Here is a 25,397-nt window from a genome sequence, read left to right on the forward strand (position 1 = left end):
GCAATGAACTGGAAATGCATCACTCTGGCGGCGGCACTTGCCGGTACCGCAGCCATCTCGTCCGCCAAGGCGGATCAACTCGACACGATCATGTCGTCGAAGACGCTGCGTTGTGCAACGTTTGCCGACGTGCCTCCCTTCGCATCGCCCGATCCGAAGACCCGTGAAATGGTCGGCTTCGACGTCGATCTGTGCAACGCCATCGGCAAGGCGCTTGGTGTAAAGGCGGAAATCAAGCCCGTGTCCGTCGAGGCCCGCGTACCCGAGGTCAAGCTTGGTCGTGTCGACATCACGGTGGCGAACCTCGCCTACACGCTGAGCCGCGCCGAGCAGATCCAGTTCAGCGATCCCTATTATCTCGCCAAGGAAATGCTCATCGTCCCGGCTGATGATCCGGGCCAGAAGAAGGCTGATTTCGAGGGCCAGCGGCTGGCGTCGACCAAGGGCTCGACGTCGGAAATGTCGATCAAGCTCAACAAGTCCGATCCCTTGACCTTCCAGGATACCGCGTCCGCCTATCTCGCCGCCCAGCAGGGCAAGGCGCGCGGCATGGTTGCCAACACGATGACCACGACCAAGCTGGTCATGGAATCGAAGACCAAGGGCAAGGAAATGCGGATGATCCCTGAGCCGATGCTCTATCAGCCGATCGGCATCGGCATGGCCAAGGATAACCCGGCGCTCACGGCCAAGATCAACGAGGTTCTGCGCAAGCTCGATACCTCCGGTGAACTCAACCAGATCTGGGACAAGTGGCTTGGCCCGAACACCGATTACAAGATGACGCGCACCGACAAGGTGGTGCCGCTTGCCGAACTGAAATTCGACCCCATCCCGTAAGCCGGACGGCCGGGACCCAACTCAACTGAAAAAATGACGATGCTCATGGCGGTGGAGATGGTTCTGCCGCCACGGGTATCTGTGCGAGGAAAATCCAAGTGATTCACATCAAAGACATCGCAGAACGCCCGTCCAAGACCGATATCGAGGCGCTTGCAAAGTTCTCTCCGGCAACGATCCATGAAGCCCAGGGCCGCCGCGGCGCATTGTCGTCGCGATTGAAGCCGGTGGATTATCGCATGAAGCTGTGCGGTCCGGCTTTCACGGTCAAATCCTCGCCGCGGGACAACATCATGCTGCAGCTTGCCATCAACTATGCCAAGCCGGGCGATATCATCGTGGTTTCGGCCGGAGAGTATGAAGATGCCGGGTCTTTCGGGGACGTGCTGGCCAATGCATGCCTTGCAAAGGGTATCGGTGGTCTTGTGACCGATACCGGCGTGCGCGATACGCTGCAGCTTCGCGAACTCGGCTTGCCGGTCTTCTCGCTCAGCACCTGCATCAAGGGCACTGTCAAGGAGACTCTCGGCACGACCAACGATTCCATTATTGTCGGCGGCGAGATCATCCATCCGGGCGATGTCATCGTTGGCGATGCAGATGGTCTGGTCGTGGTTCGCCGCAACGAAGTGGCGGAAGTGGCGAAGCTTTCGCAGGCCCGCGAGGATGCTGAAGCAGGCTATATCGCTGCCTACAAGGCCGGAAAGTCTGTGGTGGAAGTCTCCAGCCTGGAAGCCGTGCTGAAGGCAAAAGGCCTTGTCGTCGATATCTGATCGGCGGCCACACCAATCGACCACATGGCATTTTTCATATCGTAAGGAGGTTTGAATGACCTTCCCCCTTTTCGACCTTTCCGGGCAACGTGCCCTTGTGACCGGTTCCTCGCAGGGCATCGGCTTTGCGCTGGCAAAAGGCTTGGCCGAACATGGCACCCGGTCGCGGTCAGCAATTTCGACGTGACGGACGGTGAGGCGGTCAAGACCGGCGTGGAGGCTATCGAGCGCGATCTCGGCCCGATCGACATCCTGAGCAACAATGCCGGCATGCAGTTCCGCACGCCGCTCGAAGATTTTCCCACCGAACGCTGGGAGCAGCTGCTGAAGACGAATATTTCAAGCGTGTTCTATGTCGGGCAGGCTGTGGCGCGGCACATGATCGGACGCGGGCGAGGCAAGATCGTCAACATCGCATCCGTGCAGAGCGAACTCGCCCGTCCCGGCATTGCGCCCTACACAGCAACCAAGGGTGCGGTGAAGAACCTCACACGCGGTATGTCCACGGATTGGGCCAAGCACGGCCTCCAGGTCAATGCGCTGGCGCCGGGTTATTTCACGACACCGCTCAACCAGGCGCTGGTCGATAGCACGGAATTCTCGTCATGGCTTGAAAAGCGGACGCCGGCTGGCCGCTGGGGCAATGTCGATGAACTGGTCGGCGCTGCCGTCTTCCTTTCGAGCAAGGCTTCCTCCTTCGTGAACGGACACACTCTTTATGTCGACGGCGGCATCACCATCAGTCTCTAGAGCATCGGACGCTTAAACGGGCGCATATCCCGCCTCTTTGAAGAAGTTCCAGCACTCTTGTTGGGAGAAGAGGCTGCAGATGTCGCCGATGGCGCGCCAGAGAGCATCGAAGGTTCTGGCCTTTGCTGGCATAGAAATGCCAGCGTCAAGCCGTGTTGTAGAAGTTTCTGGCAAAGCTTCGATCCGATATCGATGACGATTGGTCCGTCGCGAGTGTCATGGTTATCCCCCTCAAAGAACAGAGTGTCGAAAATGTCGGTGATCAGGCTGCGCGCATTGCACCGGTCGCGAGCGCCTGAAGTGCTTGGCGGTCGCGAATGGTGATGAGTTCGGGCTGGGTAAACGCGATCAGGCGATCGCGTTTGAAGCGGCTAAGGCAGCGGCTGATCGTTTCGTGGGTCAGGCCAAGCCAGTCGGCCAGTTCGCTTCTGGAGAGATAGAGCAGGAAGCTGCCGCGCCCGCCATGCCCCTGGCGGGAGAACTGGTCGGCCAGATCAAGCAGCGCCGAGGCAACCCGCTCAGTCGCCGTCTTGCGGCCCAGCAGCAGGCTGTGCGCCTGCGCGCGGATGAGCATGCGTCTGGTGGCATCGGTGATCGCCTTGCGGTTTTGAAATGGATCGATGAATTCGATCCTCACCGGGCAGACGGCAATCGCCCGGCATTCGCCAAGGTCGACGCACTCGCCACTGACGACCCATCCGGGGCCGAAGACATCCAGAATCTGCCGACGGTTGTCGCTCAGTTCCCGAAAGAGTGCTACGCATCCCTGCCGAAGGCGGAAGGTGAGCGGGGCGCCGGAACGCGCCAGCGGAATCCCGGTCCTTGCGGAGATGCTGCGCTGATGCGTCCATGGGGCATCGAGACACGGTTTGAGGGCGTGCAGGGATGAAACGTCGTCATCCCTCGAAAGCGAGTTCAACATGCGCGAATTCCAGCCATGTGCCGGAACAGCGCGGTCACGCCCCGTTCATAGGCACAGATTGTTGAAGACGGCCGCTCGAAAAGCGGACTCGGTTCAGGCAATCAGGCCAAAGGGAGGCGCGCGTGGTGAGGTGTTGGGAGGGAAAAGCTGCCGGTAGAAAGCTTCGTCACGCACCGGGACGTAGCGATCCGCCTTGAGGGAAACCGTTACGCCGCCAACCGCCGGTGGCTCAGGCAACAGGATCGCGGAGGCGAGCCGGCAGGCTTCGCAACCGTTACCAAAATCATGGCTATGGTTTTTGCTGTCTCCGTCTTCAGACGGCAAACACAGCACCGGCAAAGTTCCATCCGGCAGAGTGTAGGCGGCGATTTCTGCCGGTGTCAGTGTAGGAGCAGACAAGACAGGCGGTTTGTGGGAGAGCCCGACAAACAGCAGAGCAAGCGCGCACAAAATGCGCGTCAAAACTTCCGCATACTCCCCGCTTCGCTTCATCACGTCCCCTCGATTGGCAAATCATAGCCCTTGTTGTTGCCACGAGCAATGCGACACCTGCGCCCAGCGAGCGGCATGCGTCAACCTGGATTCAATTGGAAACGGTATTCTTCAGCTCCGCTTTGAGCCGATCCAGACTTTTGTAGAGCGCTGTCTTGTTGGCAACATTCTCATTAGCCGGGTCCTCGCCTAGCCTCATATATCCGTGATCAGCGCCCTCGTAGATTTCGGGAAAGAACAACTTTTCGGCAGCGCGCATGGCTTCGATTGTAGTCGGCAGGCTATCCATGACTCTGAGGTCGTTTGTCGGATAGAATCCGTACACAGGGACATCCATGGCAGAAATGTCCATTGGCGGGTTATTGGCCCTGTTCGGCCCCTGATTGAAGACTGGCGGTCCCACATCATAGAAGGAAAATGCTGCCTTCAGTGCGGGATGATGATCGGCACTAACCGCATAGCGGAAAGCCGCTCCGCCGCCCCAGGAAAGTCCAACAACGGCTAGCTTGCCGTTGGATTGCGGCAGATTCAGTCCGTACCGGGCCCATGCATTTATCTGTGCTACGACATTCGCGTGAAGTTGTCCTGTCACAACTTCAGCGGTCTGCCTCGAGTTCGAAAAATCCTCAACGCCTCCGCCATTGGGGGCTAAACCGGAAACCATATCTGGCGTAATCGTCAGATAACCCATCTCCGATATCCGATCTGCCGTATTGCGCGTTGAATCAGTGAGCCCAAACACTTCATGCAGGACGATTACAATCGGTACAGGAGACTGAATTTCTTTGTTCGGGTAGCGCAGGAAGGCGCGAAGAGTACGATCCTTTAGCTGCAGGGACACCCACTGACCGTCTCGCTGTGATCCGTTGAGCCTTGATGTCGCAAAACTCTGTTGCCTTTGCTGTGTCGCATAAGTGTCAGGTAGCGACTGCGAGGTTGCCTTCTGTGCAAACGCTGGCAAGGCAAAAAGTATTACCGGGATCAGAATTCGTTTCATTTCGATCTCTTGGTTGGCTCAATTAATGCGACTGCAGGTCTGTGCTAGAATGCCTGCAGCCTGTGCGTGGCGCTACCAGACCGGCCAGTCGCTCACGGATCCAGCTATGTGCTGGGTCTTGTTGCAAGCGTTCATGCCAGGCCAGTATTTTGGTGAAGCCCGAAACTTCGAATGGTGGCTCGCACACATATAGGTCCGTGCAGCCTTCCACGAGACGCTCTGGAAGGAGCGCCATGATGTCGGAGTAACGGACCAAATCGATCAGAACCATGAAACTAGGCACCGACACTACCACTCGCCTGCTGCGCCCCTGACGCGCGAGCGCTTCGTCGGTCGCTCCCCAAAACCTTGACCCATCATGTGACATGATGCCGTGCTCCAGAGTGCAGAGTCGATCTATATCAAGCTTTTCCTTGCTCGCGGGGTGGTCGTGACGTAGGACGCAGACATAGTTTTCATCGAAAAGCTTTCGGCTTCTCATGGTGTCCTGAGCCATCTCCGGCGTGATTAGTGCCAGATCAACGATACCGCCTTCCATTTGATGGGAAAGTTGCGGAAGATCCACGGGTCGAACCGCGACCCGAATGCCAGGCGCTTCCGTCCTGAGTGCGGTCATCAAAGGTAGCAAGATGGCTTTTTGTGCATAATCGGTTGCGGCCATGGTAATGGTCATTGTAGCTCGGGCCGGATCGAACGTCTCCGCCACCAGAAGCTTCTGGATCTCGCCTAGTGCCATTCGAAGAGGGGTGGCCAGAGACTCCGCTCGTGGCGTGGGCAATATGCCCCGCTGGGTACGAATGAACAGCGGATCGTTCAAGGCGTCCCGCAGCCGCGTTAACATGCCGCTGACCGCCGGCTGCGTGAGCCCTAATTTGTCGGCCGCACGCGTCACGGATCTCGTTTCGAGAAGGGCATCAAGGGCCTTTAGAAGGTTCAGATCGAGTGATTTGATATCAGTCACGTCTATATCTCAGATATCGAATTGCGATTTCTATTATAAATCATTTACTGGCATTCTCCCAGCATCAAAAGCCACAGACGGCCTTCAAAATTCAAAAGGAGAAGAAGATGTCCGATATCATCTGGCCAGCAGGGTATGTACCTGGCTTCACTGACAACTACTGCTCGAACGAGGTTATTGTCACTGGTCTCACGACCGAAGACATCTGGCCCTTCCTGAACATTCCCTCGCGCTGGCCCGATTATTACAAAAACAGCGCCGATGTCCGCTTCTACGATGGTAAGGGGCCAGAGTTCGAAAATGGCGACCGCTTCTTCTTCAGCACGTTCGGCTTCCCGGTTGAAGCTCAGGTCGTTGAGCATATCGCGCCAGTCAATGGGCAGCCTGCTCGTATTGCCTGGCACGGCTGGTCAGGCACCGAAGGCCACTCCGATCGCCTGGATGTCCATCACGCATGGCTAATTGAGGACCTTTCCGGCGGCCGAGTGCGCATCCTCACTCAGGAAACGCAAAACGGCGAACCGGCAAAGGAACTGGCACGCGCCGTCCCGAACCCAATGATCAACGGTCACCAAGAATGGCTTGATGGTCTGGTTGCTGCCGCCCGTGCAGCCAAGGCCTGAGGTTCTTGCTAAGGCCGCCCGTCGGTGGGCGGCCGTTCCTCGATCAAATGGAGAGTACAATGCCAAGAACTGCAGTGCTTGGTCTTGGGGCCATGGGCAGCCGCATGGCTCGCCGCCTCATCAACGCCGGGCATGAGGTCGTGGTTTGGAACAGAAACGCGGATGCTGCCCAAGCCCTTGTTGATGCTGGAGCGCAGCTGGCATCCTCCCCGCGTGAGGCGGCACTCAACGTCGATGCCGTCATCACCATGCTGCGCGACGACGAGGCTTCGCGTATCGTCTGGTCTGATGCGGAAACTGGAATCCTTTCCGGCATGCGCAAAGGGGCTATCGCAATCGAGAGTTCGACGCTGACGCCTGCGCGTGAATGGGCGGCAGATGCCCGCCACATCGGCATCCTGCCTGTCGAAGCTCCGGTCTCCGGTTCGCGCCCGCAGGCTGAAAGCGGCCAGTTGCTTTATTTCCTAGGGGGAGACGCGGCAGATGTCGGCAAGGCTACCTCAATCCTTGCACCCCTTGGAGCGTCGTTCCATCATGTCGGCCCTGTCGGCGATGCTGCTGTCGTCAAGCTGGTCACCAACACCATGCTGGCGCTGCAGGTCGGTGCGTGGGCGGAGTTGCTGCCGATGATGGAGCGCGAAGGGCTCGATATCGATGTTGCTCTCAAAGCCCTCGCCATGACGTCGTCCTGGGCGCCGGTCGCGGGTTACCTGACCATGCTGATGCGGAGCGATAACCATGCGCCACAGTTTCCGATAAACCTGATCAAGAAGGATCTGGACTATGTCGGGACGCTTGGAGGCGACGTACTCTTGCCGCTTTCGGGTGCCTTGAAATCCAGGTTCAACGCCGCAATTGACGCCGGCATCGGTGGCGAGAACATGAGCGCCCTGGTCAAACTCCAGCGCTCCTAATTCGTCAAACTATGCGGCGGACGGGGCACCATGGCGCCCCGTCCACTTACAATCAGGCAAGATGACGGCGAAACCACTCTAGCGTTCTGTCCCAAGCCAGTTTGGCCGCGGCTTCATCGTAACGGGGCGTGGAGTCGTTATGGAAGCCGTGATTGACCCCGGGATAGATGTAGGCTTCGTAGGTCTTGCCGTTTGCTTTCAGGGCTTCCTCATAAGCTGGCCAGCCTTCGTTGATCCGCGTATCGAGTTCCGCATAGTGAATGAGGAGCGGCGCCTTAATCCGTGCGACGTCTTCTGGGCGTGGCTGCCGCCCGTAGAACGGAACTGCTGCGCCCAACTCAGGGTAAGCGACGGCAGCTGCGTTCGACACGCCGCCACCATAGCAGAAACCGGTGATCCCAACCTTGCCCGTTGATTGTTCATACGCCATCAGGAACTCGATGGCTGCGAAGAAGTCATTCATCAGCTTTTCGGGATCGACCTGAGACTGCAGTTCACGGCCCTTGTCGTCATTGCCGGGATATCCGCCCACTGACGAGAGGCCGTCAGGCGCAAGCGCGATAAAACCGGCCTTTGCAACGCGACGTGCAACATCTTCGATATAAGGGTTAAGGCCGCGGTTTTCGTGGACGACCACGACTGCAGGGACTTTGCCGACCATCTTTGCCGGGCGAACGAGATAACCGCGAACCTGCCCATGACCCTTTGCCGACGGATATTCAATGTATTCGGCGCTGATGTCCGGATCGGTGAATTCGACCTGCTGGGCCAGAGCATAATCCGGAGATAACGACGCGACGAGTGCGGCCGCGGTCATGCCTGCCACGGCGAACTTGGCGGACCGTTCAAGAAATTCGCGCTTTGTTATGCGGCCGTGGGCGTAGAAGTCGTAGAGTTCCAGAAGTTCCTGCGGGAAGTCTTTTGCAGTAAGACGCGCCATTGTGGTTCCCTTTGTAAAAGCCTGCTGATTAGACTGATCGATCTGAGGGCGGGACGTTTTAATTGTAATAAGACCATCGTAATCAGTTGAACACGACAGACAACTTCACATTGTCGTCAGTCGAATTTGATTTCGATGATCTTTCCCGAAATGCTCACCCTCGCCTTGAATTCTCGATTGGCAGCATCCCAACCTTCAATCTCGATCTCGTCCCGATCATGAAACTCCAGTTTCTCGATTGTCGCGTTAGCTGGCAAATCATCACTTTCGCGCACAGTCCGGGGAATGATCGGGCTGACGTCCGAAAGACGGAAACCGCGACGACTGTCGGTTTCTATTTCCTGGATGTCGTCGCGATCGTCCAGATCGATCTTGATCCATTCACCTGAAGGCAATCTGCCTTCGACGATTCGACCGTGGTGGTGATGCGGTTCTGGTCGTACCTCCACATCTGTGAGGTGCAAGTCTCTGATCGATTCTGGAAGGTCGGGAGCTGCCGAGGCCGAACCTGCGCCCAGAACACTGAGTACGACCAGCAGGATTTGTGCCGGACGACCGGCATTCAATGGATGATGTGCGTAATTCCTGGTTTTCATCTCTTCATGTCCTATGTCATATGGTTGCTGTTTCATGCGGCGTGGCTGGTATCGTAAACGCTGATTTCCACACCGGTACCGACCGGCAGTGTCAGGCTCCTCATGCCCGGCAGGCTTCGGACTGTTGTCGCGTAGACGCGTACCTCTTCGGAGCCGGGCCTGAGCATGTTGTCGGCAGCAATGATGGCGCCATTCGCTAGTTTCGGAAGGACCGCCTCAAGGGTTGGCACATAGAGATCCTTCCACAGGTCGATGAGGACGAAGTCGAAGGGGCCTTCCATCCCTCTGATGCTCTGCAGAGCGTCACAAACATGAAAGCTGATGATGGCTTCCAATCCTGCGCGGCGCGCCATGTCCTGGGCGTAGACGCTCTTGTATTCGTGCTTCTCGATAGTGATCACATGTCCGCCGGCTTGCTTCGCGGCATGGGCAAGCCAAAGGGTCGAATAGCCGAATGAGGTGCCGACCTCCAGGACCCGGGGTGCGGGACGTGATGAGACGATGCTGTGCAGTAGCCGGCCTGTTTCTGGACCGATGGCCCGCATCCTTTGGTCATGCCCGCCGTCGCGTCCACCCGGTGCCTCGCTCCGGGGCGTGGATCGCTCGGCCCGCATGCGGTCGTGGTATAGTCCGAAGATCTGTCTGGTCGTCTCGTCTTCTATCGGATCGGTCGAAAGGCCTTGGTGATCCGCCATAGGTGGTCTCCTTGGAGGTTAACTTCTGGGAGTGTCTGATCCCTGAGGGTGCTGGCTGTGGTCTCTTCCGTTTCCGGTTCTGCTGACGAAGTGATCTGCTGCATTGGCCGGCAGCCGCCAGCAGTCGACCAGACCTACCAGCGTGAGTAGCGCCATCAGCAGGAAGGCGACATGGTAAGCGGCGAGGGCGTCTGAGACCTGCATGCGAGCGGTCAGACCCTCCCCCAGCCGTAAAGCAAGTGCGCCAAGCGTGATGCCTGCGGCCATAGTCACCTGCGAGATGGTGTTGAACAGGCTGTTGGCATCCGACATCTGCGATTTCTCGATGTCCGCGAAGGCCACTGTGCCCAGAGCAGTGAACTGCATCGAACGCGTGATCCCGTTTGCCAACAATATGAAGGCAATAGACTCAAAGCTCGTGTCAGTGGTGATCCCAGCAACCGCCGCAACGCTAAAGGCCGCCAGCGCGCCGTTAATCAGAAGCACCCGCCTATAGCCAAAACGCCGCAGAATAGGCGTGGTTACGATCTTCATCGCCAGGTTGCCGGCGAACACGATCAGCAGCAAAATGCCGGATTGGAAGGCCGAATACCCCAGTCCCATCTGGAAAAGCAGAGGCAGGAGAAAAGGAACGCTGCCGATGCCCATACGGGTGACCGAGCCGCCGATCATGGCGGCGCGAAACGTGGCGATCCGGAAGGAAGATAAATCGAGCATCGGCGATGCCGTCCGGCGGAAATGACGTAAGGCGACCGTAACCAGAACTAAACCTGCAAGCACGAAGCCTGCGCCTGTCGGATCGATTTCGGTTGCGAGCCGTTCGAGGCCGCTCAACAGGGCAAACGTGCCAAGGCTGCAGTAGAAAAAGCCCCGCCAGTCGAAAGCGCGGCTTTGGTCTTCCTTCAGATTGGGAACGAGAATAATGGCTGCGACGAAGGCGATCATGCCGAGCGGCAGGTTGATCAGGAAAATCCAATGCCAGCTGAAATGGGTCGTGATAAAACCGCCCAATGGTGGTGCTATCACCGGAGCGATCAACGCGGGCCAAACGAGATTGGACATGGCAGTCATCAGCCGATCCTTCGGGGTCTGCCGAAGGATGACAAGGCGACCTATCGGCACCATCATCGCACCGGAGGCGCCCTGCAGGATCCGCATGAGGATGAAGGCTGTCAAACTGTCAGCGGTCGCGCACAGAGCTGAGGTCAGGGTGAACAGGGCGATTGCAAGCGTGTAGATCGATCGTGCGCCGAGCCGGTCAGCGATCCATCCGCTGACCGGAATGAAGATGCCGAGCGAGAGGAGATAGGCGCTGACGCCGACATTGAGTTCGACCGGGGATGTGCCGAGTGACTTTGCCATCTCGGGCAGGGCCGTCGTGATGATGTTGCCATCAAGTACTTCCATGAACAGCGATCCCGTCACGAGGGTGGTCAGGAGCCGCAGGCGTGTTGCGCTCATGGAACCGGGAATATGGGGGGGCGACGGCTGCTGCTCGCGGTCCTTGCTTTGCACCTCATTGTTTCCCATTCCGGTGCTAACGCCTGCCTCAGTCATGGATATGATCCATTTCGATGATCGCCTTGCCGGAGAAGCTGCGTTCTTTCAGTGCAGCCAGATGCTGTGGCAGGGCACCGAAATCTTCGGGGACAAGGGTTTCTCCAACAAGACGACCGTCCGCCAATTTGGTGAGAATCTCATTTCCAGCCACAATCAACTCAGCCCAGTCACGGTCGTCACCGTGGACGTGTAAGGCACCGAGTGCGACCTCATGCATCGACCAGCACTGCGCGAACGGCGGGGAGGGCCAGGCAGCAAACCGGCCCTGAATGGCGATGATGTGGCCATTCGCGCGAAGGCAGGGCGTCAAGGCTGCCGCAACGGTTTCTCCGACGCTGTCGATGACGGCGTGATACATGCCAGCGGCGGCCTGTGACGCATCCGACAGGCAATCGGCCGAACCAAGCGAGCGAAGCCGGGCGTGATGGCGCGTGTGGCTGACTGTTGTTACCCGGCATCCTGTTTGGGCCAAGAACTGCACGAGGTAATGACCGACGGATCCGCCGGCGCCAGATACCAGAATCATTGAGCCCGGACGCCGCGGCAGCTTTGCGGCTGCCAGCCATGCCGTCAAAGCGGGGCATGGGACCGCGGCAGCACTGGAGAAGTCCAACTCGTCGGGGATTGACATGAGGGCGCGTGTAGCAACCGTCGTATATTCAGCGAAGGAGCCGTCGCGGATGAGATGGGTGTGGTAGGCGACCCTCTTTCCAAGAAGATCGGCGGATTGGCCAGGGCCCACGGCCACGACGATCCCTGCGCCATCACAGCCTGGGATCTTGTCGGCGCGAGCACCGATGCGTCCGAGAACCTTCCAGTCGACGGGATTGAGGCCGATGCTGTGGTTCTTTACCAGAACATAGCCGTCGCCCGGTATAGGAGTCGGCCTCTCACTCAGTACAAGATCGGTTGGTTCGGTGCCGCCTTCCAGGATGAAGGCCTTCATCGTTTCCGTCCGTCCCTGTACATCTGGCTGCGAGGGGGATGCTTGGGGGCACAGGGTGTTTGTCACGGCTTGGCCTCGCCATGGTGTCCAGTGGGTGAATAGGCCGTGTAGTCCGTGTAGCCACGAGCATCTCCGCCGTAGTATCTGTCCGGCTCGACCGGCCTCAACGGCCAGCCGTTGCGGTAGCGCTCGACAAGATCCGGATTCGACGTAAACGGAGCGCCAAATGCGGCGATGTCGATCAGGCCCTCCGCAAGGGCACGATTGGCGCGTTCCAGATCAAGGCCGCCGGCAAGGATGAGAGCACCGTCGAAAGTCTTCCGAAACTCTCGCAGAAATCCAGGAGGCATGGCCGCTGCACCGCGACTTGCCTGATCCATGATGTGAACGAAGATCACTCCACGTTTTGCCAGCTCTTGCCCGAGCGTCAGGAAGGTTTCGGCTTCGCCGTCGAAATCCTCAAGATCATGCAGGCGGCCAAACGGCGAGAGGCGGATGCCAACGCGGCTGGCACCAATGCGGGCGATGCAGGCGTCCACGACCTCCAGCGCAAACCGCATCCGGTTTCCGATGTTTTGAGAGCCGTAGCGATCGGTGCGGTCATTGACCGCCCCATTGAGGAATTGTTCAACAAGGTAGCCATTTGCGCCGTGAATCTCCACGCCGTCGAAGCCAGCTTCAACAGCGTTTTCAGCGGCCTGCGCGAAGTCCTGTACAACCTGGGCAATTTCGCTGATGGTAAGCGCTTGGGGTGTCGATACCCTTACGAAGCCGGGCACCCCGTGTTCATTATAAACATACGCAGAGGAGGTTGCCGCAGGTCGAGCAGTGGAACTGACGGGCGCCTGCCCCTCAGGCTGCACCGATGTATGGCTTACACGCCCTACATGCCAGAGCTGCGTGAAGATGGCCGCGCCCTGATCATGAACGTCGCGTGTCACCCGAGACCATCCGACCACTTGCTCCTGCGACCAAATTCCTGGGCAATCGATGAAGCCTGACGCTTGCGGACTGACAATCGTTCCTTCTGTAATTAAGAGCCCAGCGCCTGCGCGTTGTGCGTAATAGCGGGCGGTGTTCAAGTCCGGAATGTTGTTGCGGGCTCTCGCTCTGGTCATCGGTGCCAAGGCGGCACGGTTCTTAAGCGTGAAAGAGCCCAGCCTGAAAGTATCAAATAGCTGCGGTCGATGTTTTACCCGGTCGCCTGTCATCAGTTGTAGGCCCCTGCCGAATAGGTAAGCTCATAGGAGTGGGAGTAGAGCTCAAAGACGATGCCGAACGGGTCTTCGACATAAACCATGCGGTAGGGCTTTTCGCCGGGAAAGTAGGATCTGACCGGCATACGCTGCTTGCCACCGGCCGCAATGATCCTTGCAAGTAGCCCTTCCACATCCGGATCCTGGATCGCGAAATGAAACAGGCCTGTCTGCCGGAAAGGGAGATTGTCCTGGGGCGGATGATTACCCTTGAACTCGAACAACTCGATACCGATCCTGTCACCAGTCGCCAAATGCGCGATGCGGAATTCGCCCCAGCCTTGCCCAAAAACGTCATTGCACATGACGCCGATATCGCTTTCGTCAGCGACGATTTTCGTGGGCGGCATGATGACGTAAAAGCCCAGCACGTCGCGGTAAAACTCGACGGCCTTGTCAAGATCGGGAACGGAAAGGCCGATATGCGAGAAACTGCGCGGGGTCGTTGACATTGCAATACTCCTTGAACTTGCATTCAAGGATAACAGTGATGGATCCACCAGAAAAATTATGATATCTTCTTAAAATCATAACCCTGCGTGATTGTTTTGCTGAACTCTCTGTGGCTTCAGACCTTCGTCATGTTGTGCGAGACCGGTCATTTCACCCGAACCGCGCAACGGCTCAACATGACCCAGCCCGGCGTGTCGCAACATCTGCGCAAGCTCGAAGGGGAAATCGGGGCATCCCTTATTGCCAAGGAAGGCAAACGATTTCTGCTGACGCCTGCTGGCGAAGCAGTGCTGGCATTCGCGCAGCGCCTGCAGGAGGAAGAAGGCAAGCTTTTATCCTCAATTGCCGTCGACGATCCGAATTCCGGTGAGGTCACGATTGCCTGCTCCGGAAGCGTCGCATTGCTGCTCTATCCAAGGCTTTTAAGCCTGATGGCTGACGCGCCCGATCTCGTCATCCGGTTAGAGGCAGCCCCGCAAATGCGCGTGCTCGAAGGTGTAATCGGCGGAAGCTTCAATTTTGGAATTGTTGATCATCCGCCGATCCATCCGAGATTGCTGGGAGAGCAGGTCGGGACTGACGAGCTGTGTCTTGTATTGCCAGCCGAGCTTGCAGGCGACCTTAACTTTGCTGAGCTCCAGGAGCTCGGCTTCATCGGTCACCCGGATGGTTTTGCCTATGCCGAGGAGCTGTTTGCGGCAAATTTCCGAAGCGAATTTGGCGGCGCAGAACAGCTTCGACTGCGCAGCTTCATCAATCAGATCGGTCAAATTCCAGAGCCGGTCGCTCAAGGGATCGGCTACACCATTTTGCCGCGAAGTGGCGTAGATCCACACCCCAAAAGGGCAATGCTGCGCTGTGCTTCTTTGCCAAATCCGGTTCGCCATAGCCTCTATCTGATCGAAAGGAAGGCGGTGGTGCGGGCAGCGCGCATGATGCGCGTTGCCGAAGTTGTAAAGCAAACGCTTTCTTCAGGGCCAAGCGGCGGGCTTGCCGCCATCTGACAACCATCATGCGGCGATGGCTTGTCCGCTAAAGGACGGTCATGCGCCCCAGAAAAGAGGCCTGGATTTCGCGCAATCTTCTCCTTGGCTGAACATCCGAAGTCCCGTTCGGGACAAAGGCAGCTTACTGCTGCTTCGAAAGGACCTCAGCCAGCCAAGAATAGGCTTCGTGAACATCATAGTCACCACTATGCGGGGTCATCCACGGCAGGCGGAAGTCGACCGATTTTACATCCGGATCCATCCGGGCCGCTGCGGCCAGAGAAAGCTCAACAGCAAAGGATGTATCCCTGTCGATCATCCCGTGGCGTACATACCAATAGCGAGCCGCCTTGGCCTCACTGCCAAGATACACCATGGGATTGATCAGCCGCACCTGTCGAGCCAGCGCCTCTCCAGGTCCAAGCGTATACTGAGCCCAATCAAGGCCTGTATCGTCCGGGCCCGAGCCATCGCCTTTCACCTCGTTCCGGTTCCAGCCGAACGCACTGAAATTGGCATAGGCTTGTGTGGAAGTGCCAAACAGGGAATTTTCGCCATCGGTGCCGACATTGCCGGTATTTGCCGTGCGGTCGAAAGCCGGAACATTCTTCAGGGCCGAGGTCTTCGCCACGAACCGCAGATAGGCATCGAAATCAAATGCCGCGACCGAGCCATTCTCGACCGTGACCCAATCATTGAGAAGCTGAAGTTTTTTCTCGCCATCGCGCTGGCGCAGCACGATTTCGAAATTCGATCCGCGAGGCGGAACCGTGCCGCCGGCCGCCACGTGACGCTCGACCTCGAGGCGCACCTCGGCTTCGATCGCAGCCTTCATCGTTTTCGATGTCAGCGCGCTTCCGTCGGGCAGCTTCAGGCCCAGGCCGTCGAGATAAGCGGGGTAGGCCTCCGCAAGTTCTGAGGAAGCCTGCTGGGCTGCCGCATTCCAGCTGTTGTTGGCGGTGTTTTCAGCACTGCGAATGCCACGATACAGCCATTCATAAGCCATATCCGCATGGCCAAGATCGGTGATCGGGCAATAGGCAATGACGGCAAAGACGTCATCGTTGAGGGTGCTTTTCAAGTCTTTGGTGACACCGGCTGCGCCGATCTCGGCGAGCTCTGGCAGGTAGTCTGGGCTATTGCCACTTGCGGCAACCACCGAAGACAGCCCTCCACCGCCCGAGGTGCCGGTGACCACAATCCGTTCAGCCGAGCCGGGGAGTGTCTGATCATTGAGCCTCAGGTAACGGATGGCAGCCTTGGTATCGATGACGGCTGCCGGTGCCTTCCCCGGAAAGCTTCCATCTGCGGCAACAATACCGCGGCCGCGGCTACCGATATCGACGTAGACGTATCCTGCAGCAAGAGCAGCTCCAGCTTTGTCGGTATCGCTCGTAGAGGTGTAGGAGCCGCCCTCTTCGATACCCGGCTTCAGTTCGCTCGCAAACCAGCCACCGTTGTTGACATTCAGTATCATCGCCGATGCCTCGGTTGCCGTGTCAGGCACGAAGATCACGAGCTTCTGATAGGTCAATGGATCTGCAAGCGCTTGGGTATCGGCTCCCGATGGGCTGCCCCCCGCCCCCATGCGGCGGGCAGGCTGTTCTTTGGCCATGGCAACCGGTTTGCCAACATAGACGGCCTCGTAGCGGCGAAGCGTTATGGGTTTGCCATCGACAGTTACGTTGATAGTCTTGAAGGACGCCGGCTCCAGTTTCAATGCATTGTCGAAAGTACCTTGTGCCATCGCTTCTCCGTAGGCTGCCGTAGTTAGGATCAGCGCTGAGGCTGCGAGCAGATGCCGGACGTGCGTTCTGGTGACCGTCATCGTGGAACTCCTTCTTCAGATTCGGTTGTACTTCAGTTCGCAACCCGCGATCGACTGCTGCCTAGACACGAGCTAAGAGGCATAATCGTGTTGACCCCAGCTTATGATGTCTCTGACGTCAGCCATACATTGAATTCGGTAGAATCAGGGCGATTTGTGGAAATATGATAATCAGCAGTAGCGCGACAATCATTGCCAGCAGAAACGGCATGACCCCCTTGAAGATGGTTGCAAGCGGGACATCTTCAGCGACGCCCCGGACGACGAAGACGTTCATCCCGACCGGCGGCGTGATCATGCCCATTTCGATCACGATGACCGCCACTACGCCGAACCAGATCGGGTCAAATCCGAACGACATCATGATCGGGTAGACGATCGGAATGGTGACGACCAGCATGGCGAGGCCATCCATGAACATGCCAAGGATGATATACGCGAAGATGATCACGGCGAGCGAGCCATAGGCTCCGAGACCCAGACCCTGGAGCCCTTCACCCAGCACTGCGGGAATGCGGGTGACGGCGAGGAAGGGATTGAGCACATTGGCACCGATGACGATCGTGTACAGCATGGCTGAGGTGCGCAATGTGTCCTGAACCGCTCTCCAGAAACCTGCAACAGAGATCGAGCGTGTTGCGAAGGCGAGTAAAATCACCAGCGCGGCACCAATGCCGGAGGCTTCGACCGGCGTGAAGACGCCGACATAGATGCCTCCGATCGAGAGAACCATGACGCCAAGCAGGGGAGCGGAGCGCTTCACGGTGCCGAGCTTCTCCCGCATCGTCATCGGTTCGCCCCGAGGTCCAGCTTCCGGATTGAGCGTGGCGACGATCCACACGACGATGACGAAGAGACCGGTCAGCAACAGGCCAGGGATCACGCCCGCCATGAAGAGACGACCGATGGATTGCTCGGTCAGGATTGCATAGAGAACGAAACCCGTTGAAGGAGGGATCAGGAAGCCGAGCGTTCCGCCCGCGGCAATGGCGCCCGTCGAGAGACCGGGTGCATAGCCGAGCCGTCGCATTTCAGGAAGCGCGACCTTGCCGAGCGTGACGGCTGTGGCAACCGATGAGCCGCAGACGGCAGCGAAGGCGGCACAGGCGATGACCGAAGCAGAGGCCAGCCCGCCGCGGAACCGTCCGACCCAGGCATAGGCAGCGTCGTAGAGACCAGCGCTGAAACCTGCCGCAGACGAGACGTTGCCGAGCAGGACGAACATGGGTGCCACAATCAGCGAATAGGAGGCCACGGCGGAAAAACTTTCCGTCACGACCACGCCGCCGGCAGATCTCAAGCCCTCAAGGGCCCACATTCCGAAGAACCCGACGCACATCATGGCGAAGGCAACGGGCATGCGCAGCAGCATCAGGATGAACAGGCTGGCTATGCCGATCAGGCCGATTGTCATGGGGTTCATTTTTCAGCCTTTCCCGTCAAGATGAGCAGGATTTCGATCGCAAAGACGAGGGCGCACAGGGCAACGCCGGCGGCCAGCATGCCGTAGAATGGCCAAAGCGGCAGGCCGAGCATGTTGGTGGTGTCTTCGAACTCACGCGCATCCAGGAGCTTGTCCCAGGCACGGGACACCAGGATCAGCAGAACAAACCCTGAGAGGAGGCGTGAAAGCACGTCGCCCAGATTGCGCCCGACGCGGCCCAGCCATTCGTCGAAGATGTCGACGCGCACATGTGCGTCGTTCAGCGTGGCATAGGGCAAGGCAAGCATGACAAGGCCGACCCCCGTCATTTGGACGATCTCATCGACACCTGTGATCGGCATGTTCAGAAGATAGCGGGTCATCACGCCGAAGGTGATGGTCGCCATCATGAACAGCAGGCTGATCCCGGCAAGCACCGAAAGCGCACGGGTGGCGCGGTTGATGAACCGCGCCAGGGATGATCGCTCAACCGCAACCATGGTCGATCACTTCACCGCAAGGGCGTCGACAAGCGCCTTGGCCTCAGCACCGGTTTCCGCAACAATTTTCGCGGTCACCTCGGCAGCGATGGCGTCGAAGGGCGCCGCCTGCTCGGGGGTGAGCCGGATTACTTCCTTGCCCGGCATGGCAGCGATTGCCTCGATGCCCGATGCCGCCACCTTGAGCTGGCTTTGCTGGCCATTCAGCGATGCCTGTTTCCCGGCGGCTTCGACGGCAGCCTTCTGCTCATCCGTGAGGCCCTGCCAGGCGTCCCGGTTCATGACGATGAAGAAGGGAGAATTGGTGGTCTTCATACCGAGCGTCACGTAGTTCGCGACCTCGCCAAGCTTGAAGGCCTTGGTTGCTGTGCCATCGATCATGGCTGCATCGATGACGCCGGTCTGTAGCGCGTTGTAGACTTCGCTCACGGGCATCGACACGGGCGTTCCACCCCAGGCCTCGACGAGAAGACCGGAGTTGCGCGAGGGAACACGGATCTTCATGCCCTTGACGTCGTCGATCGCCCGGATCGGCTTCTTGGCGCTGTAGAGAATGTTCTCGGCGCTGGACCACAAGGCAACCAATGGCGTCCGCTTGTATTCGGACTTCAGCAAATCGAGGTGGTTCCAGAGTTTATCCGTGCCATCTGCCTCTGCCAGGACGCCCGGCAACTCGGTGACGAGCGTCAGCGGGAAGTTGGAGGCGGTGTAACCCGGAAGGCTGATCGACAGATCCGCAACGCCGTCAACGGCGCGGGCATATTGCTCGGCGGGGCCAGCGCCCAATTCTCCACCATTGTAGAGCTGGACCTTCACTTCGCCCTTGGTGGCCTCTTCCACAGCCTTTGCAAAAGGTTCGAAGGTTGAGGCTACATAAGGATGCGTTGGAGCCATGAAGTTGGCGAACTTGAGGGTTTCAGCCTTCGCCGCCGTCATCCCGAGCCCGAGGCTCAGGAAAGCCCCGGCTATTGCAGTCATCTTGCGCATGTCTACCTCCCAAATGAGACAAGATTGATGGTGCCGGCTCAACTCTTGCCGTCTCAGGGGCTGCCATACCAATTCAAAGCCGAGGTAGTGCTATAAGGTTTGGCTATGCTGCGTGGCCGGAGCGGACACTTCTGACAACAGATCGAGCATCAGCTTCTGCGGTTTCGTCGGGGACCATGTCTGCCGGGTGGTAATCCCGATCGGCCGGACGAGATGTTCAGTCGGAAACGGCAGCAGGAACAACAAGCCATGGTCGGCTTCACGTTCGGACTGGTGGCGGGAAATACAGCCCAGATGCTGGCGGTCGGCGAGGAGCTCGCGCATCAGGAGGAGGGAGCCAGACTCGATGATGCGCTCCGGCGGATCTCGGCCATTCTCCGTGAATAGGGATTGGAACTGCTCCCTGGCCGGCGTGCCACTGCGCGGCACCACCCATGGAAAACTCAAGAGATCATCAAAGCTCGGTGTTTGCAGTCCAACCAGCGGATGTCCCGGGCCTGCGATCAGGGCGAGACGATCGTGAAACAGGGTTTGCTGGACGACGTCGCCGATCGGCAGGGGCTCGCGCAATGCGCCGATCAGAAAATCGATCGCACCGCGGCGCAGGCCACCCAGTAGTTCATCGTAAGGACCGTCCAGAATAGAGACGGCATAGGTGGGACGTGCCTGCCGGAAGCGGCTCAAGGCGCGGGGCAGGAGCGTCGAGCGGGCGAGAGGCATTGCACCGATCACGATCCTGCCGGCTTCTCCCCCATCAAATTCGGCCAGCTCGACATCGGCCTGATCAAGTTCGTACATCGACAGACGGGCGGCCTGAATCGCTGCCTGGCATGCGCGCGAGGGGATGATGCCAAATGAGGTGCGCTCGAACAGGCGCCGCCCGGCTTCCAGCTCGACTTGCGTCACCGCGCGATGAACGGTCGGTTGCGCCAGTCCGAGCTTGTTGGCGGCCAGCGTAAAGTTTTCGCACTCGCCGACAGCGATGAGGGAGAGCAACTGGGCATGGCTCAGCGTCATCTTCAGTCGTGGGGAGATATCGGCGAGGGCGGGATCAAGAAGTGCAAAGGCCGCTTCGACCCGATGGCGCAGGAGAGTGCCTCTGTCGGTGAGGAAAAAGCCATGCGGCGTGCGGGTAAACAGCGCACCGCCGGTTTCTCGTTCCAATTTTCCGAGCGCCTGGGTTACCGCCGGCTGGGAGATGTTGAGGGCAAGGGACGTTGCCGTCAGTGATTTGAGGTCCGCAACGGCTGCGAACAGCCGCAAGTGTCGGAGATTGCGCGAAATCAGAGGCATTTTAGGATCCTGTCCGCGCGGACCGTCAGGCCATTCGCTCCAGCCTCGAGGTCCAGTTCCGCGAGCTTCCGCTGCCATTCGATGGTGCTCCGGCTCATCCAATCGGGAAGGCCCAAGGCTTGCAGCGTCTTGCAGACCTCTTCCATCTCGGCTGCGCGACGTTCGCCATGCACCAGCATCCGTTCCAGATTATAGGAGGCCCTGGCAGACCAGTCGATCTCGGGGTCGGATGCCTTCAGGGAGGCCAGTACCGCGTCTTCCACGCCAGCGCGGCGCGCGGCAAGGAAGCATTCGCCTGTCAGGGCTTCCAGCCCCTTGATCATCACGGAACGCAGCATCTTGATGGTGGATGCATCGCCGACGCGCGTGCCTACAATCTCGGGCCGCATGCCCAGTTCCAGAAGAAGATTTCGGGCAGGTTTGGCCATCTTGCCGGCGAGGAGGAGCGGCACCTCATGCCGCCGGGGATAGACCGGTGCCATGACTGCCATGTCGACATAATGTGCTCCCGCCGCCTCAATCACCGATGCTGCTTTGATCTTCGTTTCAGGCGCGCAGGAGTTTCCGTCCAGCAACAGACTGCCCGGTTCGAGATGGGGCGCGCATGCGATGGCGGCCGCAAGCGCTTCGTCGGCCGTCACCAGCGAAATCACGAGACCGGCACCCGCGAGAGCCGATTTGGCATGATCGTGTGGCTCGACCCCGGCTTCCTCGCACCGAGCGTGGATGATTTGACTGCTTTGAGGGTTTTCCAGTCCGCGATCAAAGGTGCGCAGGCCGGACCGCCCGTTGTGGCGCCAGCTCCCCGCGATGGCATGTGCGGCCTCGCCAAACCCAATCATGGCGATGTCTGGAAAGGCCGTCGATTGCTTCATCATTTTATCCTCCTGGCAGCCAATGCAACTTTGCAAATCCGACGTCCGAATTCCATCCGCTATAGCTCCAGCTTATCGGTTGTCGCAGCCTTTCGATTTGATCTCGACGGGTGCGAGCGCGCATTCCTGTGCTTGGGAAAATCGGAAGTCTGCTAGATGTCCAAGGAGAGTAATGTGGCCAAGACTGCACTGGTGATTAGCGCGCATGCGGCGGATTTCGTGTGGCGATGCGGCGGTGCGATCGCGCTTCATGCGGCGATGGGATACCAGGTGACGGTCGTTTGCCTGTCTTTCGGCGAAAGGGGCGAATCTGCAAAGCTTTGGAAGCAGCCGGGTATGACACTCGACAAGGTCAGGGCGGCGCGCCGGGCCGAATCCGAAAAGGCAGCCAAAGCGCTCGGTGTCCACGATCTCATCAGCTTCGACCTCGGTGACTATCCGCTGAGATTAACCGACGAAGACAAGTATCGTCTGGTCGACGTTATTCGCGATGTTCAGCCATCCTTCATGCTCAGCCACTCGCAGTATGATCCCTACAATACCGACCACATGTATGCGACGCAGGTGGCGCTTGAGACGCGGATGATCGCCCAGGCCTGGGGCCACAATCCCGGCCAGAAGGTTCTAGGCGCGCCGCAACTCTACCTCTTCGAACCGCATCAGACAGAGCAGATGGGCTGGAAGCCTGATGTGTTTCTCGACATCACCTCGGTCTGGGACAAGAAGCGTGCCGCGATCGAATGCATGGAAGGTCAGGAACATCTCTGGGAGTTCTACACACGCGTTGCTGAAAATCGCGCCAACCACTTCATGCGCAATTCCGGCGGACAGTCAGGTGGACGGGCGGCGAAATACGCGGAAGGCTTCCAGTCGGTGTTCCCGCGCACGGTCGACGAACTCTAGGATCTTGAGGGGCGGTTACTGCCTTTGCCGGGGAGGAGATGACTCATGAGTATGCCGACAAATCCATCCTTCGACATTGCGCATCTCGCGCATGTCGAGATGTATACCGACAAGTTCGAGGAGAGCCTCGATTTCTTCACCCGTGTTTACGGTCTGAAACTGTCCGGGAGCGACGAAACCTCTGCCTATCTGAGGGCCTGGGACGACTACGAATACTGTTCCCTGAAGCTTACCCGGTCCGATCGGACGGGGCTGGGTCACGTTGCCTATCGGACCTCCAGCCCACAAGCGCTCGAACGGCGCGCAAAGATCATCGAAGCCTCGGGTTTCGAGGTGATCGGCTGGGTCGAGGGTGATGAGAGCCATGGCCGGGCCTTCCGCTTCGAGGATCCCTTCGGTCATGTCTTTGAGATCTACTGGGAAACGAGGTGGTACGAAGCCCAGGATGCTGCCGAGAAGGCGGCATTGAAGAACACGGCCTCGTCCTTCACCGGTGCGGCTCCCCGCAGGCTCGATCACCTCAACCTGCTCAGTTCGGATGTCCGGGAGTTTGGTCGTTTCATGGAAACGTGCCTTGGTGCGCGTGTCACCGAAATCATCCAGCTCGACAACGGGCGGCTCGGTGGGTGCTGGTTCACGATCAACAACAAGACCTATGACCTTGCCTGCACCGAGGAACACGGCGGCGGCGTCGGCCGCCTGCACCATGTGACCTATGCGACCGATCAGCGAGAGGACATTCTCCGGGCGGCGGACATCTTCCTGCAGAACGGGGTGCACATCGAGACCGGACCTCACAAACATGCGGTTCAGGGCACCTTCTTCCTCTATGTCTGGGAACCGGCCGGCAATCGCGTTGAGCTCGCCAATGCCGGAGCACGCCTGATCCTCGCGCCCGATTGGCAGCCCATCGTCTGGACCGAGGCAGACCGCAAGAAGGGCCAGGCCTGGGGGCTCAAGACGATCGAGACATTTCATACCCACGGCACACCGCCGGTGAAGAAGGAGCATTGAGCATGGCTGTCGTCGTCCAGAACATCGAGCGCGTTTCGCAAGAGGTCATCGACAGGCTCGCTGGCGCCGGCGTTGCGACCGTGCACGAGGCGCAAGGGCGGAAGGGGATGCTGGCGAGCTATATGCGGCCCATTTATCCGGGTGCGCAAATTGCCGGTTCCGCCGTCACCATTTCTTCGCCTCCGGGCGACAACTGGATGCTTCACGTGGCGATCGAGCAGTTGAAGGATGGCGATATCCTGGTGCTCGCACCGACCAGCCCCTGCGACAACGGTTACTTCGGGGATCTCCTGGCGACCTCGGCCAAGGCGCGCGGATGCCGGGGACTGGTGATCGATGCCGGCGTGCGCGACATCCGCGATCTCACCGCCATGGGGTTTCCGGTCTGGTCCAAGGCCGTCTCGGCCCAGGGGACCGTGAAGGAAACGCTGGGCTCGGTCAACGTACCCATCGTCTGTGCCGGTTGCCATGTCGAAGCGGGTGACGTGATCGTCGCAGATGATGACGGCGTCTGCCTGGTCAAGCGGGCGGAAGCCGAAACCGTTCTGGCTGCGGCCGAAAAGCGGCTTGCTAACGAGGAGGCCAAACGGCAGCGTCTGGCTGCGGGAGAGCTTGGCCTCGATATTTACGACATGCGGGGAGCACTGGCTGCCAAGGGGCTGAAATATGTCTGACGGGCAGGGTATCCCCTGTCTCTGGATGCGGGGTGGCACATCCAAGGGTGCTTACTTCCTCAAGAAGGATCTGCCCGCCGATCCGGCGGGCCGGGACGATCTGCTGCTTAGGATCATGGGTTCACCCGATCCGCGCCAGATCGACGGGATTGGTGGAGCAGATCCGCTTACTTCCAAAGTTGCAGTCCTTTCTCGTTCCAGCAGGGACGATGCCGATGTTGACTATTTGTTCCTGCAGGTCTTCGTTGATCAGGCACTCGTGAGCGACTCCCAGGGCTGCGGGAACATTCTGGCTGGAGTCGGTCCGGCCTCCATCGAGCGGGGACTTGTCGCGATCACCGGCGAGGAAACCGAGGTGCGCATTCACATGGTGAATACGGGCGAGATAGCGCTTGCTCGGGTACAGACGCCAGGGGGGCGTGTCTGTTACCGCGGTTCCACTGAAATTGCAGGTGTCCCGGGGCGGCATGCTGCGTTACCTCTTTTGTTCATGAATATCGCGGGTTCCTCCTGCGGGGCACTGCTACCAACGGGCAGAAGCGTCGACATTATCGACGGCTTTGAAGTCACGCTTATCGACAACGGTATGCCGTGTGTAATCCTCAGGGCCTCAGACTTCGGTCTTGACGGAAATGAAAGCCGCGACGAGATCGAGGCTAATCTGGCGCTGAAATCCAGGATCGAGGCTATCCGCATTAAAGCTGGACCGCTGATGAACCTGGGAGATGTTGCGAAGGCTTCGGTTCCGAAAATGACGCTTGTTTCTCCTGCCGTTCACGGTGGGTGCATCTCGACGCGGAGTTTCATCCCGCATCGTGTGCATGCAAGTGTGGGCGTTTTTGCAGCCATTACCGTCGCCACGGCAACAACGCTTGGAGAAGGCCCCGCCGCTCAACTCGTTTCGCCGCCAAGCGATGGACGATACGTGATCGAGCATCCAACGGGTTCGATGGAGGTTTTCCTCGATGTTGCCGCTGATGGTTCTATCCAAGGTGCCGGCTCGGTACGAACGGCACGCAAGCTCTTTGATGGCTTTGTGTTTCCGATTGAAGGCGGTGGCACGGACCACTAGAGCGTTTCCCTTTCATGCTGGATCGTAACCACATGATGTGAAGAAGTTGCGAGCCTCTTGTGGCTCGACGAGGTCAATCAGTTTCCCGATCCTGTCCCAAAGGCCAGTTACGGTGCGCTCTGCT

Annotated in this window: 26 protein-coding genes and 2 pseudogenes; 10 read left to right on the plus strand and 18 right to left on the minus strand. The window is 58.7% G+C overall.

Features of this window, described 5'->3' with window-relative positions; genetic code table 11:
• The first annotated feature begins 3 nt into the window (after positions 1–3).
• The 3 genes and pseudogenes from KLP42_RS23875 to KLP42_RS23885 all read left to right on the plus strand — a co-directional run bounded on the left by KLP42_RS23875 (position 4) and on the right by KLP42_RS23885 (position 2,363).
• The gene (locus KLP42_RS23875) at positions 4–840 is read left to right on the plus strand and encodes an ABC transporter substrate-binding protein (RefSeq protein ID WP_215570286.1); all 837 of its coding nucleotides are present in this window, start codon (positions 4–6) and stop codon (positions 838–840) included.
• Positions 841–938: 98 nt separating this feature from the next.
• Entirely contained in the window at positions 939–1,613 is a 675-nt protein-coding gene (locus tag KLP42_RS23880) for a 4-carboxy-4-hydroxy-2-oxoadipate aldolase/oxaloacetate decarboxylase (RefSeq protein WP_215570288.1), read from the plus strand.
• Positions 1,614–1,668: 55 nt separating this feature from the next.
• Positions 1,669–2,363: pseudogene (locus KLP42_RS23885) on the plus strand (SDR family oxidoreductase).
• A gap of 262 nt (positions 2,364–2,625) precedes the next feature.
• Here the strand turns inward: KLP42_RS23885 and KLP42_RS23890 are convergent.
• The 4 genes from KLP42_RS23890 to KLP42_RS23905 all read right to left on the minus strand — a co-directional run bounded on the left by KLP42_RS23890 (position 2,626) and on the right by KLP42_RS23905 (position 5,735).
• A complete protein-coding gene (locus tag KLP42_RS23890) occupies positions 2,626–3,285 on the minus strand; it encodes a Crp/Fnr family transcriptional regulator (protein ID WP_215570290.1) in 660 nt (219 codons plus the stop codon).
• 93 nt (positions 3,286–3,378) lie between these two features.
• Positions 3,379–3,777, minus strand: coding sequence for a DUF2946 family protein (locus KLP42_RS23895; protein ID WP_215570292.1), 399 nt, complete (start codon positions 3,775–3,777; stop codon positions 3,379–3,381).
• A gap of 91 nt (positions 3,778–3,868) precedes the next feature.
• Positions 3,869–4,774, minus strand: coding sequence for a dienelactone hydrolase family protein (locus tag KLP42_RS23900; protein ID WP_215570294.1), 906 nt, complete (start codon positions 4,772–4,774; stop codon positions 3,869–3,871).
• Positions 4,775–4,796: 22 nt separating this feature from the next.
• Positions 4,797–5,735 (minus strand): LysR family transcriptional regulator, encoded by a 939-nt coding sequence (locus KLP42_RS23905; protein WP_215570296.1) that lies wholly within the window; start codon positions 5,733–5,735, stop codon positions 4,797–4,799.
• Between the two features lie 107 nt (positions 5,736–5,842).
• Between KLP42_RS23905 and KLP42_RS23910 the strand changes: the two genes are divergently transcribed.
• Positions 5,843–6,358: an SRPBCC family protein gene (locus tag KLP42_RS23910; RefSeq protein WP_215570298.1), complete on the plus strand. Its 516-nt coding sequence runs from the start codon at positions 5,843–5,845 to the stop codon at positions 6,356–6,358.
• A gap of 59 nt (positions 6,359–6,417) precedes the next feature.
• Positions 6,418–7,272, plus strand: coding sequence for an NAD(P)-dependent oxidoreductase (locus KLP42_RS23915; protein WP_215570300.1), 855 nt, complete (start codon positions 6,418–6,420; stop codon positions 7,270–7,272).
• Positions 7,273–7,324: 52 nt separating this feature from the next.
• Here the strand turns inward: KLP42_RS23915 and yghX are convergent, their stop codons facing one another.
• The 7 genes from yghX to KLP42_RS23950 all read right to left on the minus strand — a co-directional run bounded on the left by yghX (position 7,325) and on the right by KLP42_RS23950 (position 13,717).
• Positions 7,325–8,212, minus strand: a complete 888-nt coding sequence (gene yghX, locus KLP42_RS23920; RefSeq protein WP_215570302.1) for a YghX family hydrolase — start codon at positions 8,210–8,212, stop codon at positions 7,325–7,327.
• A 116-nt stretch (positions 8,213–8,328) separates the two neighbouring features.
• The gene (locus KLP42_RS23925; RefSeq protein WP_215570304.1) at positions 8,329–8,808 is read right to left on the minus strand and encodes a PepSY domain-containing protein; all 480 of its coding nucleotides are present in this window, start codon (positions 8,806–8,808) and stop codon (positions 8,329–8,331) included.
• 32 nt (positions 8,809–8,840) lie between these two features.
• Positions 8,841–9,503, minus strand: a complete 663-nt coding sequence (locus KLP42_RS23930; protein WP_215570306.1) for an O-methyltransferase — start codon at positions 9,501–9,503, stop codon at positions 8,841–8,843.
• 18 nt (positions 9,504–9,521) lie between these two features.
• Complete coding sequence (locus KLP42_RS23935; RefSeq protein ID WP_252193227.1) at positions 9,522–11,060, minus strand: MFS transporter; 1,539 nt, start codon at positions 11,058–11,060, stop codon at positions 9,522–9,524.
• The gene (locus KLP42_RS23940) at positions 11,053–12,009 is read right to left on the minus strand and encodes an alcohol dehydrogenase catalytic domain-containing protein (RefSeq protein WP_215570308.1); all 957 of its coding nucleotides are present in this window, start codon (positions 12,007–12,009) and stop codon (positions 11,053–11,055) included. Before KLP42_RS23940 ends, KLP42_RS23935 begins: the two co-directional genes overlap by 8 nt.
• 62 nt (positions 12,010–12,071) lie before the next feature.
• Positions 12,072–13,220 (minus strand): alkene reductase, encoded by a 1,149-nt coding sequence (locus KLP42_RS23945; RefSeq protein ID WP_215570310.1) that lies wholly within the window; start codon positions 13,218–13,220, stop codon positions 12,072–12,074.
• Complete coding sequence (locus KLP42_RS23950) at positions 13,220–13,717, minus strand: lactoylglutathione lyase family protein (RefSeq protein WP_215570312.1); 498 nt, start codon at positions 13,715–13,717, stop codon at positions 13,220–13,222. The genes KLP42_RS23945 and KLP42_RS23950 overlap by 1 nt, the downstream gene beginning before the upstream one ends.
• Positions 13,718–13,804: 87 nt before the next feature.
• Between KLP42_RS23950 and KLP42_RS23955 the strand changes: the two genes are divergently transcribed.
• Complete coding sequence (locus KLP42_RS23955; RefSeq protein ID WP_353844924.1) at positions 13,805–14,722, plus strand: LysR family transcriptional regulator; 918 nt, start codon at positions 13,805–13,807, stop codon at positions 14,720–14,722.
• 124 nt (positions 14,723–14,846) lie between these two features.
• On the opposite strand, the gene KLP42_RS23960 is transcribed toward KLP42_RS23955, so the two are convergent.
• The 6 genes from KLP42_RS23960 to KLP42_RS23985 all read right to left on the minus strand — a co-directional run bounded on the left by KLP42_RS23960 (position 14,847) and on the right by KLP42_RS23985 (position 21,613).
• On the minus strand, positions 14,847–16,532 hold the full coding sequence (locus KLP42_RS23960) for a subtype B tannase (protein ID WP_215570314.1): 1,686 nt from the start codon (positions 16,530–16,532) through the stop codon (positions 14,847–14,849).
• A gap of 118 nt (positions 16,533–16,650) precedes the next feature.
• The gene (locus KLP42_RS23965; RefSeq protein WP_215570316.1) at positions 16,651–17,955 is read right to left on the minus strand and encodes a TRAP transporter large permease; all 1,305 of its coding nucleotides are present in this window, start codon (positions 17,953–17,955) and stop codon (positions 16,651–16,653) included.
• Entirely contained in the window at positions 17,952–18,455 is a 504-nt protein-coding gene (locus tag KLP42_RS23970) for a TRAP transporter small permease (RefSeq protein WP_215570318.1), read from the minus strand. Before KLP42_RS23970 ends, KLP42_RS23965 begins: the two co-directional genes overlap by 4 nt.
• A gap of 6 nt (positions 18,456–18,461) precedes the next feature.
• Positions 18,462–19,442: a TRAP transporter substrate-binding protein gene (locus KLP42_RS23975; RefSeq protein WP_252193228.1), complete on the minus strand. Its 981-nt coding sequence runs from the start codon at positions 19,440–19,442 to the stop codon at positions 18,462–18,464.
• 90 nt (positions 19,443–19,532) lie between these two features.
• Positions 19,533–20,735 (minus strand): LysR family transcriptional regulator, encoded by a 1,203-nt coding sequence (locus tag KLP42_RS23980; RefSeq protein WP_215570321.1) that lies wholly within the window; start codon positions 20,733–20,735, stop codon positions 19,533–19,535.
• Entirely contained in the window at positions 20,726–21,613 is an 888-nt protein-coding gene (locus KLP42_RS23985; RefSeq protein ID WP_252193229.1) for a DUF1932 domain-containing protein, read from the minus strand. The genes KLP42_RS23980 and KLP42_RS23985 overlap by 10 nt, the downstream gene beginning before the upstream one ends.
• 153 nt (positions 21,614–21,766) lie before the next feature.
• On the opposite strand from KLP42_RS23985, the gene KLP42_RS23990 reads away from it, so the two are divergent.
• The 4 genes from KLP42_RS23990 to KLP42_RS24005 are packed head-to-tail and all read left to right on the plus strand — an operon-like array spanning position 21,767 to position 25,273.
• Entirely contained in the window at positions 21,767–22,513 is a 747-nt protein-coding gene (locus tag KLP42_RS23990) for a PIG-L deacetylase family protein (RefSeq protein WP_215570323.1), read from the plus strand.
• 51 nt (positions 22,514–22,564) lie between these two features.
• The gene (locus KLP42_RS23995) at positions 22,565–23,527 is read left to right on the plus strand and encodes a VOC family protein (RefSeq protein ID WP_502941347.1); all 963 of its coding nucleotides are present in this window, start codon (positions 22,565–22,567) and stop codon (positions 23,525–23,527) included.
• Positions 23,528–23,529: 2 nt separating this feature from the next.
• The gene (locus tag KLP42_RS24000) at positions 23,530–24,201 is read left to right on the plus strand and encodes a 4-carboxy-4-hydroxy-2-oxoadipate aldolase/oxaloacetate decarboxylase (protein ID WP_215570327.1); all 672 of its coding nucleotides are present in this window, start codon (positions 23,530–23,532) and stop codon (positions 24,199–24,201) included.
• A complete protein-coding gene (locus KLP42_RS24005; protein WP_215570329.1) occupies positions 24,194–25,273 on the plus strand; it encodes a 4-oxalomesaconate tautomerase in 1,080 nt (359 codons plus the stop codon). Before KLP42_RS24000 ends, KLP42_RS24005 begins: the two co-directional genes overlap by 8 nt.
• 12 nt (positions 25,274–25,285) lie before the next feature.
• Here the strand turns inward: KLP42_RS24005 and KLP42_RS24010 are convergent.
• Positions 25,286–25,397 (minus strand): annotated as a pseudogene (locus KLP42_RS24010) (IS630 family transposase); the annotation flags it as partial.

It is taken from the genome of Rhizobium sp. CSW-27 (assembly GCF_018760785.1).
Lineage (GTDB): Bacteria > Pseudomonadota > Alphaproteobacteria > Rhizobiales > Rhizobiaceae > Neorhizobium.